A 19,742-nucleotide genomic window follows, 5' to 3' on the forward strand; every position below is an offset into this window, starting at 1 on the left:
TCTGCCCGGTCGGGGGAGTTCGGTCAGGGGAGTTCGGTGAACGCCTCCACCGCGCGCGTCTTGCCGGTGACGACGAGGATGTCGCCCTTCTCGACGACCGTCTCGGCGGTCGCGTACGTGAAGTCCTCCCCCGGCCGCTTGATGCCGACGACCGTGACGCCGTACTCGCTGCGCACCTGGGAACGGCCGAGCGGCTTGCCGGTGGCGACCTGTGGGGCGACGGTCTTCACCAGCGCGTAGTCGTCGTCGAACTCGATGAAGTCGAGCATCCGGCCGGTGACCAGGTGCGCCACGCGCTCGCCCATCTCGTGCTCGGGCAGGACGACGTGAGGGACCCCGAGGCGTTCGAGGATCTTGCCGTGCTGACGGCTGATCGCCTTGGCCCAGATGTTGGGGACGCCGGCTTCGAGGAGGTTGGAGCTGACGAGGATGCTCGCCTCGATGTCGCTGCCGATGCCCACCACGGCGCTGGTGAACTCGTGGACGCCGAGCTGGTTGAGCACGACGGGGTCCGTGGAGTCGGCCACGGCGGCGTGGGTGAGCAGGTCGCTGTACTTCTGGACGAGGCGGGCGTCCGTGTCGATGCCCAGGACGTCCCAGCCGCGGCGCATCAGCTCGTTGGCGAGGGAGAACCCGAAACGGCCCAGGCCGATGACGGCGACGCGCTGGTCCGCCTGTGCGGGGGACCGATCGGTCGGCCGCCGGCGGCGGCGCCGGCGCAGATGGTGCAGGAAGTCAGCCAATGACGGGTCGCTCCTCGGGGAGTTCGTAGCGTCGTGTGCGCTCGCGCAGGGCGAGCGCGGAGACGAGGGTGATGGGGCCGATGCGGCCGATGAACATCAGCGCGACGAGAATCAGCCGGCCGGCCTCCGGCAGGTCGGCGGTGATGCCGGTCGACAGGCCCACCGTCGCGAAGGCCGACACGGCCTCGAACAGGACGGCCTCCAGCGGCGCGTCGCTCACCGACAGCAGCGCCAGGGTGGAGCTCATGACCAGGCCCACGCCGAGGAGGGCCACGGTGAGTGCCTGCCGCAGTGCGTGGGGCGCGAGCCGACGGCCCAGGACGGCGGAGGTGGGCTCGCCGCGGACCTCCGCGACGATCGCGGCGGCCAGCACGGCGAAGGTGGTGACCTTGATGCCGCCGGCCGTTCCCGCACTGCCGCCGCCGATGAACATCAGGATGCACGTCATCAGGAGCGTCGAGGCCTGCAGCGCACCGATGTCGAGCGAGTTGAAGCCCGCGGTGCGGCTCATCGACGAGTAGAAGAAGCTGTTCAGGAGCTTGCCGGGCACGTCGTGCGCGCCGAGAGTGGCCGGGTTGGTCCACTCGAGCAGCCCCGTGAGCACGGTGCCGACCAGCAGCAGGACGAGCGTCGTCAGCACGGTGAGCTTGGTGTGCAGGGTCCAGTTCGTGCGGCCGGTGGTCCGCGCGCGGTGACGGTGACGCAGCATCTCCAGAAGGACCGGGAAGCCGATGCCGCCGAGGATGACGGCCGCCGCGATCGGCAGTGTGATCCACGCGTCCTGGGCGTAGCGGGTGAGGCTGTCCACGTGCAGGCCGAAGCCGGCGTTGTTGAACGCGGACACGGCGTGGAAGAACCCGAGGTACGCCGAGTCCCAGAAGCCGTTCCCGTACCCGTACCGGAAGCGCAGCGCCAGGAACGCGCCGACGGCCAGCTCCACGGCCAGCGTGCTGCCCGCCACGCCGATCAGGACCCTCCGCACGTCCCCGATGCCGAGGCTCCGCGTCTCGGCCTGGGCTGTGAGCTGCATCCGCAGCCGCAGCCGGCCGGCGACGAGGAGGGCGAGCAGGGAGGCCATCGTCATGATCCCGAAGCCACCGACCTGGATGAGCGCGAGGATGACGCCTTCGCCGAAGCCGCTCCAGTAGGTGCCGGTGTCCACGACCGCGAGCCCGGTCACGCAGACGGCGGAGGTGGACGTGAACAGCGCGGTCGACACGTCGGTGGCCCGGCCGCTCTCCGTCGCGAGCGGCAGCATCAGCAGCAGGGTGCCGACGGCGACGACTCCGGCGAACCCGAGGACGACCGTCCGGGCGGGATGGGCCGTGAAGAACGCGCGCGCACGTCGGGGTGCGGAGGTCACCACGGTCTTGAGCTCCCTTTTCCCGCGCGGAGACGCTGCCTGGACGTCAGGGGAGCGTAGACGATCGACGGCCCGTCGCCGCATCCGGCTCGCCCGGCCGCTGTGCGGCTGTCCAGCCGCCCTTCACCCTCATCGGGCCGCCGTTCGGCGTGGTCCGGCCACCGTCCGGCCTGGTCCGTGGGGTCGCGCGGCCCTATTCTGGACGTCCCCGGGCAGCCCGGCTGAGCGCGGACACCCGTCCGTCGCGTGGTCGTGCCGACTGGTACGGACGCTGGCTGGCGAAAGCCCTCGAGCGGACGGTCGCCGCCCCGGCGGTCGTCGTGGGGCACTCACTGGGCGGAGCGATAGCGCTCGTCCGCGCGTCGGAGCGGATCGGGGCCCGGGTCCTGGTCTCGCCCGCGGGCCTGGTCCGCCTGCGGGTCAGACCCGCGGCTTCGGGGCGACGCTTCCCTGGCTCCTGCGTCCCACTCTTCCCCGGGCCGAACGGCTCGTGCGCCACATGGTGGGGCGCGGGGCGCGGCCGGCGCGCGAACTGGCCGAGTGGATGGAGCTCGTCGGAGCCTCGTGCCACAGCAGCCTCGCCCCCGCGCCACTGCCGCCGCGTGTGCTGGTGGAGGCTCGGCGACGGTCGTGCTTCGTGGCCGTGGGCGCTGACGACACGCTTCTGCCTCCGTCCCGTCCGAGGCGAGCCGCCGCACGGCTGGGCACCGACCTGCGGGTGCTGGACAACGCCGGGCACGTGGCGCTGGACGAGGCCGCGGACGGCGTCGCCGCGTTGGCGGCTGATGCCCTCGCCCGCGTGGCCGCCGGCCGAGGCGGCGGCGGACCGTCGCGGGCGCCCGGTGTCTGACGCTCGATCACGGCATCAGGAACGCGTCAAGGATTGCCGGACTTCGGCAGTGACCCTCTGTACGCGTCGGTGTGACCATACGTCTGATGACGGGTAACGCCCGGGCGCCCCGGCACGGCGTACAGCCTCCAGCGGATCCCTGTCCAGGCTGCCTGGACTCACGCGACGGAACGCCGGGAATGTTCTTGGCATTCCGGCTCCCCGTGGCGGGGTGGAGGGTCAGGGGAAAGGGGGAGGACATGGTCGTGCTGCCGCAGCACACCGCGCGGGGGGTTCTGGCAGGACACATGGTGGTCTGCGGTGACGACGGGCTCGCGCACCGGCTGGCCGCCGAGTTGCGGGACGTCTACCGCCAGCGGGTCGTCCTCGTCGTCCCCGGGGAACGGGCGACGGGGCAGCCCGCCGCGCTGTCGCGCGCGGCGGAGCTGCTGACCCGGATCGGGGGTTCCGCGGCCGACGCCGGCAGCGGCGGCGTGGTGGTGCCGGTCCGGGAGGTCGTGGCGTCGGCGCCCACCGAGGACGTCCTGCTGGGGGCCGGTGTCGACCAGGCCGCCGCCCTGGCCCTGCTGTACGAGGACGACGAGACGAACCTGCGTGCCGCGCTCGCCGCCCGCAGGCTGAGCCCGGGACTGCGGCTCGTGGTCCGCATGTACAACCGCAAGCTGGGACAGCACCTGGAGGAACTCCTCGACCAGGCGGCCCTCGTCGCCGTGCCCGGTCTGGACCGGGCCGTCCTGGAGGCGTCCACGACCGTGCTCTCCGACGCGGACACGGCCGCGCCCGCGCTCGCCGCCTCGGCGATCGCCGGAACGAGCAAGGTCGTCCAGGCGGACGGGCTGCTGCTCCGCGCCGTCGAGCGGACCCCGCCCGGGCGGGGCGAGGTGCCGGACCCGGGGCTGTGCACCCTGGCCCTGCTGTCGTCCACGACCACGGACCCGGCGGGCGCCGAGGGCTCCGACACCAGCGGCCCGCAGGGACCCCAACTCCTCCCGGACGACCACACCGTGCAGGCCGCCACGGGGCGCGGCACCGTCGTCCTGGAGACCGTACGGCACGCCGCGCCCGCCGTACCGAACCGGCGCCGCACCGGCAGGAGGGCACCGCTGGGCGAGTTGTTCTCCGCCCGGCTCCGCTGGGCGCTCGCGGGTATCGCCGGCTGCGTCCTGGCCCTGACCGTCACCACCACCCTGCTCACCGACGCGGACCCGGTCCACGCGGCGTACCTGACCCTGCTCGACCTGTTCTCGATCAACGACCCCGCCGTCGACGACTCGTCCACGCGCCAGATCCTGCAACTCCTGTCCGGTCTCGTCGGCCTCGCCCTGCTCCCCCTCCTCATAGCGGGCGCCCTGGAAGCCCTCGGCACCTTCCGCGCGGCCGGCGCGCTGCGGCGTCCGCCTCGGGGCCTGTCCGGTCATGTCGTCCTGCTCGGACTGGGCAAGATCGGCGCCCGGGTCCTCGCCCGCCTGCGCGAACTCGACATCCCCGTCGTCTGCGTCGAGGAGGACCCGGAGGCCCGGGGCATCCCGCTCGCCCGCGGCCTCGGCGTCCCGGTCGTCCTCGGCGACGTCACGGAGGAGGGCGTCCTGGAGGCGGCCAAGATCCACCGGGCGCACGCGCTGCTCGCCCTCACCAGTTCCGACACCACCAACCTGGAGGCCACGCTCTACGCCCGCACGGTGAAGCCGGACCTCCGGGTCGTCCTGCGGCTGTACGACAACGACTTCGCCACCGCCGTCTACCGCACCCTGCGCACCGTCCACCCGGACGCCCTCACCCGCAGCCGCAGCGTCTCCCACCTCGCGGCGCCCGCGTTCGCGGGCGCCATGATGGGCCGCCAGATACTCGGTGCCATCCCCGTCGAACGGCGAGTCCTGCTCTTCGCCGCGCTCCTCGTGGAAGGGCATCCCCAGCTCGAGGGACACACCGTCGCCGAAGCCTTCCGCCCGGGCGCCTGGCGCGTCCTCGCCCTCGACACCGCGGGCCCCGGCCGACGACGGCCGGACCTCGCCACCCCGCACCCCGACGGCGAGGACCCCCAGCTGCTGTGGGACCTCCATCCCGGCTACGTCCTGCGCCCCCAGGACCGGGTCGTCATCGCCGCCACGCGGCAAGGGCTCGCCGACCTCCTGGAGACGGCGCCGTCCCAGCCCGGTGCCACCACCCGCGCGGACCGCCGCGGACCGCCGTGGATCGCCGGGGCGTAGGCTTCGCCCAGCAGCAACGCGGCCCGGGGGCGGAGCACATGACGGCAGGGACAGCACAGCGGTGGGGGTCGACCCTCGACTCGGTCGTGGTGTACGCGCAGGGCGCCGTATGCCGCCGCCTGGCCCGGGGCAGCGTGCCGCCGGACGGCAGGGTGCGGGTGACGGGACTGCCCCGTTCGCTGGACCCTGGCTCCCTGCGGGCCCGTGTGCTGGGTGCCGCCGGGGTGCGTGTCACGGAGGTCCGGGTGGAGATCGAGGCCGAGCCGCAGGGCACCGGCGCCCCCGACGCGTTGCGGCGCGAGGCCGAGCGCCTGCGTGAGGAGTACGCGGCGGCGCGAGGTCGCCGGGATCGCCAACAGGTCCTGATCCAGGAGGTCCAGGGCCTGCGCCCGGTGCCGCCGGCCCGCAAACGCGAGGATCCGCACCGCCGCACCGCGGTCGACGCGTGGCTGGAGCTCGCCGACTTCGTCGACGGCCGGCTGACGACCCTGCACGCCCGTCTCGTCGAGCTGGAGGAGGCGCTGGTCCGCGTCGAGCACGACCTCGGCGTCGCCGAGGACAGGCTCGCCCGAGCCTCCACCGACGCACCGTCGGCACACGTGACGGCCACGGTCTGCGCGGTCCTGACCCTCGACGTCTCCGGCACCCTCACCGACGCCGGCGACGCGGAGGCAGAAGTGGAGCTGGAGTACGGGGTGCCGGGCGCCGTCTGGGTACCGGCCTACCGTCTCACCCACCGTCAGGGCGACGGCACGGGCCGTCTGGTGCTGCGCGCCTCGGTCGCCCAGCGCACCGGCGAGGACTGGACCGGTGTACGGATCGCCCTGGCCACGGCCGACCTCCGGCGCCGCACCGATCTGTCGAAGCTCCGCTCGCTCCGGATCGGCCGCCGTCAGCCCGCGCCGGCACCGTCCGGCTGGCGCGAACCTCCGGCCGGGCTCGCCGACCTGTTCGCCGGGTACGCGGCGGCCGGCCCCCGGCCTGCCACGACCGCCATGCCCGGGGCCGGCGCGGCCGGGGCCGTATCCGGCGCCGTATCCGGGCCTGTTCCGCCCCCACCGCCACCGCCGCCCGCACCGCAGGCGCCGCGGGGTTACGGTGCGCCGCCCGTCTCGCCTCCGCCTGCCGCCGCGCTCCCGGTGCCCGGTGGCGCGTACGGCGGCCCCTCCCCGGCCCCCGCTCGACCGGGCGCCAGGCCGGGCGCCCAGCCGGGTGGGGACGCCAGGTCCTTCGCGGGGGCACCCGCGGCCATGGCACCCGGGGCTCCCGGCCAGGCCCCTCCCCCACCGTCCCCGCCCCCGGCGGCCGGTCCGCCGCAGCCGAGCGGCGCCGAACTCGACTACGCCGCCCTCGTGCTGTGCGGCCCCGACGAGCAGGCCGGCCGCAGGGGCCGGCTGTTCCCCGACTCCCCCTTCGACCCGGTGGCGGCCGAGTACCGCCGCCGTGCCGAAGCGGTGGCCGCGCTGCCGCTGCCCGGACACGCCGTGCGTCCACGCGAGTCGGCGGGTTCCTTCGACCACCGCTTCGATGCCGCCGCCCGCGCCGACATCCCGTCGGACGGCACCTGGCACACCATCACCGTCGGGGAGATCCCGGTCGGTCTGCGCACCGAATACCTCTGCGTGCCGTCCGTCGAGCAGACCGTGTACGCGACGCTGGTGCTCGCGAACGCCACCGACCAGGCCCTCCTTGCCGGCCCGGTGGAGGTCACCGTCGACGACGACTTCCTGCTGACCGCCGCACTGCCCACGCTCGCCCCCGGCGGTGTCCGCCGGGTCGGGCTCGGGCCGGCCGAGGGCATCCGGGTCACACGCCGGACGCATCTGCAGGAGTCGGCCTCCGGCCTGCGCAACCACACCACCGTGCTCGACCACCGCGTCCACGTGGAGCTGGCCAACCGGCTCGCGCGGCCCGTCACCGTCGAGGTCCACGAACGGGTGCCGGTGACCTCCGAACCGGACGTACGGGTCGAGGAGCGGGCCGACTGGACGGCACCGGAGGCGGGCGCCGGGCACGAGCACCACGCGCCGGGCACCCGTGTCTGGCGGGTGGACCTGCCCGCCGGTGGCACCGCCGCCCTCGACGGCGGCTACGAGATCCGTATCCCGGCCGGCAAAGCCCTGGTCGGCGGCAACCGCAGGAGCTGACACACGCCATGTCCACGGACTCGAAGCCGATCCCCCTCCCTGTCACCGCCGTCACCTGCCTGGAGGACCGCGCGCTCGTCGAGCGCGCCGTCCGGCTCGATCTGGCGGCCGGGGTCCAGCGGCTGCGGCTGGGACCGGTCAGCGCGCTGGCCGTCGACCGCACCCTCCATGCCGAGCTGACCTCCGGTCACCCGGCGACCGTGCTCGACGCGCGGATCGTCCGCACCTGGACGCCGCGGCAGCCGCTGCCGTCGGCCGACGACGACTCTCCCCTGCGCCGCCGCGTCCACACCCTCGAAGAGGAGCGGCTCACGCTGGAGCAGCGCCGCGATCGGCTGCGGGCCCGCCTCGACCTGCTGGGCACCCTCGCGGCCGATGTGCTGCGGGAGATCGGCGAGGGCGCCGGATCCGGGGAGACCGAAGGGCCGCGCTGGGCGCGCGAACTGGACCGGGTGGACGCCGAGCGCGACACGTACGGCGAGCGGCTCCGCGCCGTGGAGGCCCGGCTGGCCGCGCTCGCCGTCGAGCTCGGGGAGACGGAGCGGGCCATGGACCTCGCCGAGGAGGAGCCCGCCGAGTTGGTCGCTCATGTCGAACTGACCGTGGAGGCGGCGGCCGCCGGTCCGGTCGGGCTGCGGCTGACCCACCTCACCCCCTGCGCGCTGTGGCGGCCCGCGTACCGGGCCGTGCTCGACGGGGACTCCCTGACGCTGGAGACCGACGCGATGGTCTGGCAGCGCACCGGCGAGGACTGGTCGGACGTACGGCTGACGCTGTCGACGGCCCGCTCGGCGTCGGCCACCGAACCGCCGCGCCTCGCCGAGGACCGGCTGACGCTCAGGGAGCGCTCCGCCGCGGAGCGCCGCAAGGTCGACGTCGAGCTGCGCGAGGAGGAGATCGCGGACCTCGGGCCCGTCCCCGTGCTCGGCCTGCCGGGGGTGGACGACGGCGGCGAGACGCGGGTGCTGAGCGCCCCGGCGCCGGTGTCCGTGCCCGGCGACGGCCGCGCGCACCGGGTGCCGCTCTCCGTCTTCACCACGGGCGCGAGCAGCGAGTACAGCTGCTCGCCCGAGCTGTCGCCGCTGGTCACCCAGGTGGTGCGGTGCGACAACCTTTCCGGCCATGTGTTGCTCGCCGGGCCCGTGGACCTGGTCCGCGGCAGCGGTTTCACCGGCCGCGGCACGCTGGACTTCACCGCGCCCGGCGCCCCCGTCGAGCTCGCCTTCGGCAGCCGCGACGACCACCGGGTGGTCCGGGAGACCGAGGAGTCCCGCGATTCCACCGGGATCACGCAGCGGACCGTGGTCACCCGCACGGTCCGGCTGCACCTGTCCCGGTTCTCCGCCCCGGGCGAGCACGGCGAACGGGTGATCGTCGTCCGGGAGCGGATCCCGGTCTCCGAGGTCTCGGCGGTGGAGGTACGCCTCCGTAAGGAGGCCTGCTCCCCGGCGCCCGACGCGGTCGACGCCGAAGGCATCGCCCGCTGGGACGTCCCTCTCCCTCCCGGCGGCCGCCGCACGGTCACGCTGGTCTACGAGCTGTCGGCGAGCGCCAAGGTCGCCGGTCTCTGAGCCTGCCGGACCCTCTTCTCCCCCTCCCGCCCGCTCGGCTCTTCCGGTCGGTGTGGGCGCTCACGGTCGGCATTCCTCATCGCCTCGCGGGTAGACGACGACTGCTTGTTACGCGGGGTGCCCTGCGTGTTCTCGTGGCAAGGCGGTCTGCCGTGCGCGACCATACGGGCGGGTCGCAGTGCTCGATACAAGAACAGCGGACAACCTCAAGAGCAAGCAGGCCAGCAGAGGGAATCACCGACACAGGAAGAAGGACGGACGTGTCCGGCAGCGAAAGCGAGAACCCAGCAATCCCCTCCCCCGCCCCGGCGCCGACTCGTCCCAGGACGAACCGGGACTGGTGGCCGAATCAGCTGGACCTTCAGGTACTTCACCAGCATTCACCTCAGTCCGATCCGATGGACGAGGACTTCTCCTATGCCGAAGAGTTCAGGACCCTGGACCTCGACGCGCTGAAGCAGGACGTCTTCGAGGTGATGACGACGTCGCAGGACTGGTGGCCCGCGGACTACGGCCACTACGGGCCGCTCTTCATCCGGATGAGCTGGCATGCGGCGGGCACGTACCGTATCGCCGACGGCCGGGGCGGTGGCGGCTCCGGTGCCCAGCGCTTCGCCCCGCTCAACAGCTGGCCGGACAACGCGAGCCTCGACAAGGCGCGCCGTCTGCTCTGGCCGGTCAAGCAGAAGTACGGCCGGAAAATCTCCTGGGCCGATCTTCTGGTCTTCGCCGGCAACTGCGCGATGGAATCGATGGGGTTCAAGACGTTCGGATTCGGATTCGGGCGGGAGGACATCTGGGAACCCGAGGAAATCTTCTGGGGGCCCGAGGACACCTGGCTCGGAGATGAGCGCTACAGCGGTGACAGGGAACTCACCGGTCCTTTCGGTGCCGTGCAGATGGGGCTGATCTACGTCAATCCGGAGGGCCCGAACGGAAATCCGGATCCGCTCGCCGCCGCCCGGGACATTCGCGAGACGTTCGGGCGCATGGCGATGAACGACGAGGAGACGGTCGCGCTCATCGTCGGCGGCCACACCTTCGGCAAGTGCCACGGTGCGGTCGACCCGGAGTACATCGGTCCGGAGCCCGAGGGCTGCCCCGTGGAGTACCAAGGCCTCGGCTGGAAGAACACGTACGGCACCGGCAAGGGCGCCGACGCGCTCACCAGCGGGCTGGAGGGCGCGTGGACCTCCGAGCCGACGAAGTGGGACAACGGGTATCTGGACAACCTGTTCCGCTACGAGTGGGAGCTGACGACGAGTCCGGCGGGTGCGAAGCAGTGGACGCCCACGGATCCCTCGGCCAGGGACACGGTTCCCGATGCCCATGATCCGTCGAAGAGGCACGCTCCCATGATGCTGACGACGGACCTCGCGCTGAAGGTGGATCCGGTCTACGGGCCGATCGCGAAGAGCTTCCACGAGAACCCGGAGAGGCTCGCGGACGCGTTCGGCAAGGCGTGGTACAAGCTGTTGCACCGCGACATGGGGCCCGTGTCGCGCTACCTCGGCCCGTGGGTTCCCGAGCCGCAGCTGTGGCAGGACCCCGTCCCCGCGGTGGATCACGAACTGGTCGGGCAGCAGGACGTCGCCGCCCTCAAGGAGAGGATCCTCGGCTCGGGGCTGTCCCTGTCGCAGCTGGCCACGACCGCGTGGGCGTCCGCGGCGAGCTTCCGCGGCACCGACAAGCGGGGCGGGGCCAACGGGGCGCGGATCCGGCTCGCGCCGCAGAAGGACTGGGAGGTCAACGACCTGCCCGAGGTGACCGAGACGGTGCAGAGCCTCGAGCGGATCCAGCAGGACTTCAACGGCTCGCAGACCGGCGGTACGAGGGTCTCCCTCGCCGACCTGATCGTCCTCGGCGGGTGCGCGGCGGTCGAACGGGCCGCGAAGAACGCCGGGTACGACATCACGGTCCCGTTCGCGCCGGGGCGCACGGACGCCTCGCAGGAGCAGACGGACGCGGAGACGTTCGCCGTGCTGGAGCCCGCGGCGGACGGCTTCCGCAACTACCTCAGGACGGGCGAGAAGCTCTCACCGGAGACCCTGCTCCTGGACCGCGCCAACATGCTGACGCTGACCGCTCCCGAGATGACGGTCCTGGTCGGCGGTATGCGGGCCCTGAACACCGGCTTCGGGCGCTCACCGCACGGCGTCCTCACCGACCGGCCCGAGACGCTGACCAACGACTTCTTCGTCAACCTGCTCGACATGGGTACGGAGTGGAAGGCGTCGACCTCGGCCGAGAACGTGTTCGAAGGTCGGGACCGCGCCACGGGCGAGGTGAAGTGGACGGCCACGGCCGTGGACCTCGTCTTCGGTTCGCACTCCCAGCTCCGTGCCCTCTCGGAGGTGTACGCGTCCCGGGACGCGGGCGAGAAGTTCGTGCGCGACTTCGTGGCGGCGTGGGACAAGGTGATGAACCTCGACCGGTTCGACCTCGCCTGAGCCCGAGGTCCCGGTCGGCCGAGGAGCGGCCGACCGGGACCTCCTGCCCGTGGCGGCGTCGGCAGGTCCGGCGCCCAGCCGGGCGCGGATGCGCTCCGCCGGTCCCTCGTCGAACGCCATGACAGCCCTCACTCCCGCAGCCGTCGGCTCAGCTGCCGCTCCAGGTCCCGCAGGTCCTTGACCAGCGAGGAGCGTACCTTCCGCCCCATCAGGGGCGCTGCCATCCGGTACGCACCGGACGCGTCGCCGCGCACGCGGATCCGGGCGAGCGTGCCGCCGTCCGGATGCGGGGCGAAGGTGTACGTCACGTGCATCGGCAGGGGCCCGGCGACCGAGACCATGTCCAGCAGCCTCGGCGGCTCGTACGCGGCGACGCGGAGGACGTAGTCGATCCGCCTGCCCAGAAAGTACGCGGTCCGCGTCACCTCGGCCCCGGCCCCGAACCCGCCCGCCGTGGCCTCGCGGGTCAGCTCCGCCGTGCGGATGCCCTGGGTCCACTCGGCGTCGTGGCGCCAGTCCATCGCGTACGCCGCCACCTGCTCGCACGGCCACGGGATCACCCGCTCCACCGTCTCGTCGATGGCCATCCGCTGCCCCGTCTCTCGCCGACGGTTCCGCCGACAGTTCTATGGACCCATCCCGGGCGAGCACCGGCAACCCGGGCTGCGACCCGCCCCTGCGGAACCGTTTCCTTCAGGAGGATATGGGAGGTTTGGTCCAGCTCTGTCGGGTCAGGCGCGGAAGAGACAAGGGCTCACCGCACGAAAGGAATCCGACGTGTCGCTCGACGGAAAGAACGTCCTCGTTCTCACGACGAACTACGGGACGGAGCAGGACGAGCTGCAGAAGCCGGTGGCCGCGCTCCGCGACGCGGGGGCGCGCGTCACGGTCGCCGCGCAGGAGGACGAGCCCGTCCAGACCCTCGTCTCCGACCGCCGGCCCGGTGCCGTCGTCGAACCGGACACGACCTTCGCGAAGGCCGGGGCGGACGAGTACGACGCCGTGATCGTGCCAGGCGGCACCGTGAACGCCGACCAGCTGCGGACGGACGGCGATGCTCAGCGCCTGGTCTCCGCCCTCGCCGAGGCCGGCAAGCCGGTGGCCGCCATCTGCCACGGACCGTGGCTCCTCGTGGACAGCGGCCTGGCCAAGGGTCGTGAACTCACGTCGTACGCGTCGCTCCGCGCCGACCTCGAGAACGCGGGCAGCAGGTGGGTGGACAAGGAGGTCGTGGTCGACACCTCGGGCAGCCACACCTTGATCACCTCCCGCAAGCCGGACGACCTGGACGCCTTCTCGGCGGCCGTCGTGCGCACCCTCGAGGGCGCGAGCTGAGGCCCGAGACCCCCACTCAAGCCACCCTGAACCGAGTGCAGGCGATACATCATGACCACCGCACGCGACATCATGACTCCGGACGCGACCTGCGTCCGCGCGTCCGAGACCGTCGTCGACGCCGCACGGAAGATGGTCGAACTCGACGTGGGAGCCCTGCCGATCTGCGGCCCCGACGAGCGGCTGAAGGGCATGCTCACCGACCGCGACATCGTCGTGAAGGTCGTCGCCCAGGGCAAGGACCCGGGGAGCTGCACGGCTGGTGAGCTCGCTCAGGACGAGATCATCACCGTCTCCGTCGACGACAGCGTGGAGGACGTGCTGCGCGTCATGAGCGAGCACCGGATCCGCCGCGTCCCCGTCATCGACGGCCACATCCTCGTCGGCATCATCGCCCAGGCCGACGTGGCCCGGCATCTGCCCGAAGGACAGGTCGGCGGTCTCGTCGAGAACGTCTCCACAGAAACCTGACGGCGTGAGCCATGAGGAGGAGGAAGAACCGATGAACACACCCGACCGCGGCAGCAGCAAGTCGGGCCCTCGGCTCGACGACGAGCGCAAGAAGGAGGTCGAGGGACAGATCCGGTCCGGCCGGTCGACCCGGGCGGAGGACTGGCACGACCCGGAACCGCCGGTGGACCCCCCTCCGTACACGGAGGAACGCGAGACCTCCCGGCTCCAGGACCCGCGAGAAGACCGCTAGGGCATCGGAGATTTCGGCGGGACGGCTCCCGGACGGCAACGTGCCGTCCGGGAGCCGTGCGTGAGGCCGTTCACCCGGTGCCTCACCCCGTACCGCCGGACCACCCGTTCGATCCGGTACGGAACACCTCGCCCCTGCGGACCGCGAACGGCCCGATGGCCAGCAGGTCGATCGGCGTCGAGGCGAAGCACTCCAGCGCGTCCCGCGGATCGTCCACCATCGGCCGGCCCGCCGTGTTCAGACTCGTGTTGACGACGACCGGCAGGCCGGTGCGCCGCTCGAACTCCTCCAGCATCCGCGCCACCAGGGGTTCGTGCCGCCGGTCCACCGTCTGGATCCGAGCGGTGCCGTCGACGTGGACGACGGCCGGGATGCGCCCGCGCCAGCGCGGAGCGACGTTCTGCACGAACAGCATGTACGGACTGGGCAGTGGGCCGTCGAAGACCTCCGCGCACCGTTCCGTCAGGACCATCGGCGCGACCGGGCGGAACTGTTCCCGCCCCTTGATGTCGTTGAGCCGCTCCAGATTCCCGGCGTGCCCCGGATGCGCGAGCAGCGAGCGGTGCCCCAGCGCCCTCGGCCCGTACTCCGAGCGCCCCTGGAACCAGGCCACGACCGCGTTCGCGGCCAGCGCCTCCGCGACGGTGGCGGCGATGTCGGGAGGGCGTTCGAAGGGCACCGCGGCCGTCTTCAGGCGCCCGGCGAGCTCGGCGTCCGACCAGTCCCGCCCGAGCGCGGCGCCCGGCATCGGCGCCGGTTCCTCGCCCGCCTCCGCCGACAGCAGCAGCGCCCCGCCGAGGGCCGTCCCGGCGTCACCGGCGGCGGGCTGCACCCAGACCCGGGAGAACGGCCCCTCCAGGGCGATCCGGGAGTTCGCCACGCAGTTCAGGGCCACTCCGCCGGCGAGCGTCAGCACGCTGTCGTGGGTACGGCCGTGCAGCCAGCGCACGAGATCGAGCAGCGTCTCCTCCACAACCGCCTGGGCACTGGCGGCCAGGTCCGCGTGGTCCCCGGTCCACGGTTCGCCGGGCGCGCGCGGCGGTGCCAGTTCCGCCCAGGGCACGCCGTGCGCCCGGAAGCCTCCGTCACCCGTGGGATGGACGTACCGGCGCAACTCTCCGAGCATCCGCGGCGTTCCGTGCGAGGCGAGTGCCATGACCTTGAACTCGTCGGAGGAGCGCAGGAATCCGAGGTGCTCCGTCAGCTCTTCGTAGACCAGCCCGAGCGAATCCGGCAGCTGTTGGGCGCGCAGGGGTTCCAGGCGGTCGCCGACCCGCCGCGCGGCCAGGTGCGAGGCGGATTCGCCCCGCCCGTCGAGTACGAGGACCGACGAGGTCTCGGCCGCCTCGGCGGCGAAGGCCCCCGACGCGGCATGGGCCATGTGGTGCGGCACGAAGCGGACGGCCGCGGGATCCAGCCCCGGCAGCGCCGTCGCGAGAAAGGCGGGTGCGTGCCGGGCGTAGGCCTGGCGGAGGCTGTCCCAGGGATCGTCGAGGCCCAGGGTCGCGGCGGGGCGCGCCAGCTCCGGATCGTACGAGTACGCCACCAGGTCGAGGTCTCCGGGGCGCAGGCCGGCCCGGCTCAGGCACCAGCGCGCGGCCTGTTCGGGCAGCTCCCACGCGGAGAACGGCACGGGGCGTTTGCCGTGCTTGCGCCGGGAGAAGCGCTCCTCCTCCGTGGCGGCGACGGTGATGCCGTCCACGAGCAGGGCCGCGGCGGGGTCGTGGAAGAGGGCGTTGATGCCGAGAACACGCATGGCAGGCCTTTCCGGTGAGGTACGCCGGGCTCGCCCGGTCGCGGCGGACGCGGGAGTCACTGCGCGGGAGGAGACCGGAACCGGAATTCGAGCGATGGACCGGCAGGGCCCCTGCACGCGAGCGCCTGACGCGCGCGGGTGCGATCCGACAAGGGCCCGGCGGCCCGATCCTCCGGTGGCTGCGGCGTGCCGCCGGCGCCGTAGGTGCGACATCGCCATGGTGATCTCGTCGGCGACGGGCCGCGCACCGGATTGCTCCGTTCGGGTGAGAACCGTTGCGACGCTTCCGGGCAGCGCTACTCCCCGCAGTCGAAGGCCGCGCTCCTGAAGCGGCTCATGAGTGATCAGTGCGGGACGTGGGCAGTCGCACGGCGAAACCGCCCGGCTTCCCGGCCGGGCTCGGATCGAGGAGATGCCCGCGATGAACACGCGGATGGACATTCCCCCTGCCGACGAGATGATCAGCCACGACCGCACCCTGTGCACTCACCGGGCGGCCCGTACGGGTCCCGACGGGACGTCGCCGGACGAGTCGGAGGGCGCTGCCGCCGCTGATCCCGAACGGCACATCATCCGTGGCGACGATTGACCCCGCCCGCCCCCACGCGCCCGGCCTCCGGAGACCGGGCGCTTCGACGTGTGGAACCGCACGTGAAGCGGCGTACGGAACGGCGACTTTCGCCCCCGTTACCTGGCGCGATTCCGGGTAGCCGCGTGGGCGGAACCCGATGGCCCGGGTTCCACGCCACGAAGGGAGAGGCTTCATGACCGCGAATCCGAGCCCCGAAGGGCCGGCGCAGGACCGAGACACGGCGCAGGACCGGGACACGGCAGAGAACCGCGACACGGCGCAGGCCCGAGACACGACGCAGGCCCGAGAGGCGGCCCCCGGACGGCCCGGCGCGAAGCCGGCGTCTCTGGGAGAGCCCACCGATCCGCACGGCCCGCTGCCGCCCAAGCCGGACCAGAGCGGCCCGGAGACGGTCGGCCCCACGGGCCAGGCCACGGGCGAGGACCCCGCCCGGTCGTCCCAGAGCGGCGCGTACCTGACGACCGCGCAGGGCAACCGGCTGTACGAGAGCGATCACTCGCTCAAGGCCGGCAGCCGCGGCCCCGTGCTGCTGCAGGACCATCATCTGCGCGAGAAGATCACGCACTTCGACCACGAGCGCATCCCCGAACGGGTGGTCCACGCGCGCGGCGCCGCCGCACACGGCGTCTTCCGGAGCTACGGGACGGCGAGCCGGCTGACCCGGGCCGCGTTCCTCGCCGAGGAGGTCGAGACCCCCGTCTTCGTACGGTTCTCCACCGTGCTCGGCTCCCGCGGGTCCGCCGACACCGTCCGGGACACCCGCGGTTTCGCGACGAAGTTCTACACCGACGAGGGCACCTTCGACCTCGTGGGCAACAACATTCCGGTGTTCTTCATCCAGGACGCCGTGAAGTTCCCGGACATCATCCACGCGGGCAAGCCCCACCCCGACAACGAGATCCCGCAGGCGCAGAGCGCCCACGACACCTTCTGGGACTTCGTCACCCTCCACACCGAGGCCACCCACCACACGCTCTGGAACATGTCGGACCGGGGCATCCCCCGCTCCTTCCGGATGATGGAGGGCTTCGGCGTCCACACCTTCCGTCTCGTCGACGCCGAGGGCGGGACGACGCTGGTCAAGTTCCACTGGAAGCCACGGCTCGGTGTGCACTCCCTGGTCTGGGAAGAGGCGCAGATCGTCGGGGGAATGGATCCCGACTTCCACCGCCGGGACCTCCACGACGCGATCGAGGCGGGCGCCTTCCCGCAGTGGGAACTCGGCATCCAGACCTTCCCCGACACCCCTGAACAGACCTTCGAGGGCATCGACCTGCTCGACCCCACGAAGATCGTGCCCGAGGAACTGGCCCCCGTGCAGCCCATCGGACTGCTCACGCTCAACGCCAACCCCAAGAACTTCTTCGCCGAGACGGAGCAGGTCGCCTTCCACCCCGGTCACCTGGTGCCCGGCATCGACATCACCGACGACCCGCTGCTCGCCGGACGGCTCTTCTCCTACCTCGACACCCAGATCAGCAGGCTCGGCGGCCCCAACTTCGCGCAGCTGCCCATCAACCGGCCGCACGCCCCGGTCAACGACATGCTGCGTGACGGCATGCACCAGACGGCCGTGCACACCGGCGTGGCCCCCTACCGCCCCAACTCCCTCGACGGGGGCTGCCCCTTCCTGGCCGGTGCCGACAACGCCGCGTACATCGAGAGCCCCGTCCAGGTCCCCACGTCGACGAAGCGGCGGGAGGCGCCCGAGTCGTTCTCGGACCACTTCAGCCAGCCCCGGATGTTCTGGCGGAGCATGACGCCGACGGAGCGCGAACACATCATCGCGGCCTACACCTTCGAGCTGAACAAGTGCTACGAACAGGCCGTCAAGGAACGAGCGCTGACCGTGCTCGCCAACATCGACCCCACGCTCTGCGAGGGCGTCGCGGCGGGACTCGGTCTGCCGATTCCGCCGGCGACGGTGCCGTTCACCGACGTCGAACCCAGCCCCGCTCTCTCCCAACTGGGCCAGACGTGGCCGCTCGACGGGCGCGTCATCGGTGTCGTCGCGGACGAGGCCGGCGGCATGGACACCGTACGGCCGGTGCTCGAAGCCGCCGAGGCCGCCGGAGCGATCCCGATGGTCGTCGCCGCCGCGGGCGGCACGCTCGACGCCGGCGGGGAGGCGCTCGCCGTGCAGCGGACCTTCGCCACCGCGCGGTCGACCGAGTTCGACGCCCTGCTGCTGACCGCGAGCCCCGCCCCCGGGCTCGACGCGCAGGGGGTACGGGACGCCAAGGCCGGCCACGTCGCGACCGACTCCGCGACGGTCGACCCGCGCGTGCTGCTCCTGCTGGACGAGGCCTACCGCCACGGAAAGGCCATCGGCGCGACGGCGGAGGGTGCGACGGCCCTGGAAGCGGCGCGCCTGCCCGCGGACACCCCGGGTGTGATCGTGGGCGACGACGCTCAGCAGGTACTGGCCGGGCTCACGGAGCTGCTCGGTGGGCACCGCGTGTGGCAGCGGTTCCCCGCGTCGATCTGACGCCCTGGCCTGGACACGTGGAGACCGGGTGCCCATCGGAACCCGGTCTCCACGACCGACTTTCGGCACCCGGGTCTCACGCCCGACTTTCGGCACCCGGCTTTTCGGCGCCCGGCCCCTTCGGCATCCCGTCCGGCCGCGCGGACACCCGGATCAGCCGGCGCTGTCCCGATCGCCGCGGTGCCAGGCCGCCAGCCACAGGATCTGGAAACCGGCGTCGACGAAGTAGACCCGGCGGATCCGCCCTCGCGTCGCATAGACCAGGTCGATCGCGAGCAGGGTGAGGGCCGTCATGGTCCCCAGCCGCCGGGCGACGTCGCCTCCCGGGTCGGTGGAGGCGGCGCGGATCTGGGCCCAGCCGATCGTGACGAGGAGCCCGGAGACCGTCTGGAGCAGCCAGACGTCCGTCTTCGGACCGGTGACCCCCTCGAAGCTGCGCCGGTGGACGAGCGGCCAGGCTCCGGTCACGAGGTGGAACCAGCCGTGCGCCCGTGCGATCGTGGCAGAACTCGTCATCGTGCTCCCTGGCGGCCGAACGGCGGGCGGGAGACCGGAAAGGCGGTCGCTCCCCGCTCGTACGGATGGGGATGGTGAACTCCATTGTCCTCGTACGGCAAACGAAGCACCACAGCGGCGGTGCCGTCACACGATCTCGGCCCCTCGCGCCAGGAGTTGGGCGACGACCATGCCCGCCGCCACGACGGCGGCGCGGAACGGCCACCGGCTCCCGTCACGCCATCTCAGAGTTGTACCCGCGAGGGCGGCGCATCCCGCGGCGGCCGCGCACACCCACCCGGACGTTCCCGGGGCCCCCGGCGGCCCCACCGTCACGACCGCCACCGCCGCGAGCAGGACGACCAGGGCAAGCCGCCGGGCGGCCACGGCACCGAGGCGCTGCGGCAGCCCGCGCACGCCCGCCGCGAGATCGTCCTCGATGTCCGGGAGCGCGTTCAGCCCATGAGCCCCGACGCCGAGCAGCGCGCTCGTGACGACGGCCCACCAGGCGGGCCACGGGTGGGCGGGCAGGCCGAGCGTGACGAAGACCGGGAGCGAGGCGAAGCCGAGGGCGTACGGCAGAGGCGAGAGCGGGGTGCGCTTCAGGACCAGGTTGTACGCCCAGCCGCCGGCCACCACGCCCGTGAGGTGCGCGAGCGCCGCCGGCACGCCGCTGAGCAGGGACAGCGGCACACAGACGAGGAGGGCACCCACGGCGGCCACGGCGGCCGTCCGTGGCGCGAGGGCGCCTGCGGCGAGGGGTTTGTCCGTTCGGCCGGCGACGGTGTCGCGGGCCGCGTCCACCGCGTCGTTGCACCACCCCACCGACAGCTGACCGGCCAGCACCGCCGCCGCGACCGCCGCCGTGCCGCTCGCCCCTCGCCCGGACATCGCCGCCAGGGCGGTGACGAACACCGTCACGGCGAAGGTCGGCTCCGGATGGCACGAGCGCAGCAGCGCGGCCGACCGGTGTGTCGCGCGCACCGGGACGGTGGAGGGGTATAGAGACACGGGTGCAAGGTAGTCGCGCGACCGGACGTGA

16 protein-coding genes are annotated in these 19,742 nt (G+C 72.6%); 10 read left to right on the forward strand and 6 right to left on the reverse strand.

The window, feature by feature from the left end; genetic code table 11:
* Positions 1 to 23: 23 nt before the first annotated feature.
* Together ACFYV5_RS10685 and ACFYV5_RS10690 are read right to left on the reverse strand one after the other, a co-directional pair.
* Positions 24 to 743, reverse strand: a complete 720-nt coding sequence (locus ACFYV5_RS10685) for a potassium channel family protein (protein ID WP_389166860.1) — start codon at positions 741 to 743, stop codon at positions 24 to 26.
* Positions 736 to 2,109, reverse strand: a complete 1,374-nt coding sequence (locus ACFYV5_RS10690) for a TrkH family potassium uptake protein (protein WP_389166863.1) — start codon at positions 2,107 to 2,109, stop codon at positions 736 to 738. Before ACFYV5_RS10690 ends, ACFYV5_RS10685 begins: the two co-directional genes overlap by 8 nt.
* A gap of 634 nt (positions 2,110 to 2,743) precedes the next feature.
* On the opposite strand from ACFYV5_RS10690, the gene ACFYV5_RS10695 reads away from it, so the two are divergent.
* The 5 genes from ACFYV5_RS10695 to katG all read left to right on the forward strand — a co-directional run bounded on the left by ACFYV5_RS10695 (position 2,744) and on the right by katG (position 11,331).
* Positions 2,744 to 2,956: a hypothetical protein gene (locus ACFYV5_RS10695; RefSeq protein WP_389166866.1), complete on the forward strand. Its 213-nt coding sequence runs from the start codon at positions 2,744 to 2,746 to the stop codon at positions 2,954 to 2,956.
* Positions 2,957 to 3,195: 239 nt separating this feature from the next.
* Positions 3,196 to 5,163 carry a potassium channel family protein gene (locus tag ACFYV5_RS10700; RefSeq protein ID WP_389166869.1) on the forward strand — a complete coding sequence of 656 codons (1,968 nt, stop codon included), beginning with the start codon at positions 3,196 to 3,198 and terminating at the stop codon, positions 5,161 to 5,163.
* A 38-nt stretch (positions 5,164 to 5,201) separates the two neighbouring features.
* Positions 5,202 to 7,310, forward strand: coding sequence for a DUF4139 domain-containing protein (locus tag ACFYV5_RS10705; RefSeq protein ID WP_389166872.1), 2,109 nt, complete (start codon positions 5,202 to 5,204; stop codon positions 7,308 to 7,310).
* An 8-nt stretch (positions 7,311 to 7,318) separates the two neighbouring features.
* On the forward strand, positions 7,319 to 8,881 hold the full coding sequence (locus ACFYV5_RS10710; protein ID WP_389166875.1) for a DUF4139 domain-containing protein: 1,563 nt from the start codon (positions 7,319 to 7,321) through the stop codon (positions 8,879 to 8,881).
* 260 nt (positions 8,882 to 9,141) lie between these two features.
* Complete coding sequence (gene katG, locus ACFYV5_RS10715) at positions 9,142 to 11,331, forward strand: catalase/peroxidase HPI (RefSeq protein ID WP_389166878.1); 2,190 nt, start codon at positions 9,142 to 9,144, stop codon at positions 11,329 to 11,331.
* 128 nt (positions 11,332 to 11,459) lie between these two features.
* Here the strand turns inward: katG and ACFYV5_RS10720 are convergent, their stop codons facing one another.
* Entirely contained in the window at positions 11,460 to 11,918 is a 459-nt protein-coding gene (locus ACFYV5_RS10720) for an SRPBCC family protein (protein WP_355114321.1), read from the reverse strand.
* A 190-nt stretch (positions 11,919 to 12,108) separates the two neighbouring features.
* On the opposite strand from ACFYV5_RS10720, the gene ACFYV5_RS10725 reads away from it, so the two are divergent.
* Genes ACFYV5_RS10725 through ACFYV5_RS10735 form a run of 3 tightly spaced genes read left to right on the forward strand, consistent with a single transcriptional unit; the run spans position 12,109 to position 13,369 of the window.
* Positions 12,109 to 12,666 (forward strand): type 1 glutamine amidotransferase domain-containing protein, encoded by a 558-nt coding sequence (locus ACFYV5_RS10725; RefSeq protein ID WP_355114320.1) that lies wholly within the window; start codon positions 12,109 to 12,111, stop codon positions 12,664 to 12,666.
* Between the two features lie 51 nt (positions 12,667 to 12,717).
* Positions 12,718 to 13,137 (forward strand): CBS domain-containing protein, encoded by a 420-nt coding sequence (locus ACFYV5_RS10730; protein WP_355114319.1) that lies wholly within the window; start codon positions 12,718 to 12,720, stop codon positions 13,135 to 13,137.
* 31 nt (positions 13,138 to 13,168) lie between these two features.
* Positions 13,169 to 13,369: a hypothetical protein gene (locus tag ACFYV5_RS10735; RefSeq protein ID WP_389166884.1), complete on the forward strand. Its 201-nt coding sequence runs from the start codon at positions 13,169 to 13,171 to the stop codon at positions 13,367 to 13,369.
* Between the two features lie 82 nt (positions 13,370 to 13,451).
* Here the strand turns inward: ACFYV5_RS10735 and ACFYV5_RS10740 are convergent, their stop codons facing one another.
* On the reverse strand, positions 13,452 to 15,125 hold the full coding sequence (locus ACFYV5_RS10740; protein WP_389166886.1) for a carbamoyltransferase: 1,674 nt from the start codon (positions 15,123 to 15,125) through the stop codon (positions 13,452 to 13,454).
* A gap of 421 nt (positions 15,126 to 15,546) precedes the next feature.
* On the opposite strand from ACFYV5_RS10740, the gene ACFYV5_RS10745 reads away from it, so the two are divergent.
* Positions 15,547 to 15,714, forward strand: a complete 168-nt coding sequence (locus tag ACFYV5_RS10745; RefSeq protein WP_389166889.1) for a hypothetical protein — start codon at positions 15,547 to 15,549, stop codon at positions 15,712 to 15,714.
* Positions 15,715 to 15,889: 175 nt separating this feature from the next.
* Positions 15,890 to 18,205 carry a catalase gene (locus ACFYV5_RS10750; RefSeq protein WP_389166892.1) on the forward strand — a complete coding sequence of 772 codons (2,316 nt, stop codon included), beginning with the start codon at positions 15,890 to 15,892 and terminating at the stop codon, positions 18,203 to 18,205.
* Between the two features lie 153 nt (positions 18,206 to 18,358).
* On the opposite strand, the gene ACFYV5_RS10755 is transcribed toward ACFYV5_RS10750, so the two are convergent.
* Both ACFYV5_RS10755 and ACFYV5_RS10760 read right to left on the reverse strand, forming a co-directional pair.
* Positions 18,359 to 18,721, reverse strand: a complete 363-nt coding sequence (locus ACFYV5_RS10755) for a hypothetical protein (RefSeq protein ID WP_389166895.1) — start codon at positions 18,719 to 18,721, stop codon at positions 18,359 to 18,361.
* A 126-nt stretch (positions 18,722 to 18,847) separates the two neighbouring features.
* Positions 18,848 to 19,711, reverse strand: coding sequence for a UbiA family prenyltransferase (locus ACFYV5_RS10760; protein WP_389166898.1), 864 nt, complete (start codon positions 19,709 to 19,711; stop codon positions 18,848 to 18,850).
* Positions 19,712 to 19,742: the final 31 nt, after the last annotated feature.

This window comes from Streptomyces sp. NPDC003035, assembly GCF_042888285.1.
Classification (GTDB): Bacteria; Actinomycetota; Actinomycetes; order Streptomycetales; family Streptomycetaceae; genus Streptomyces.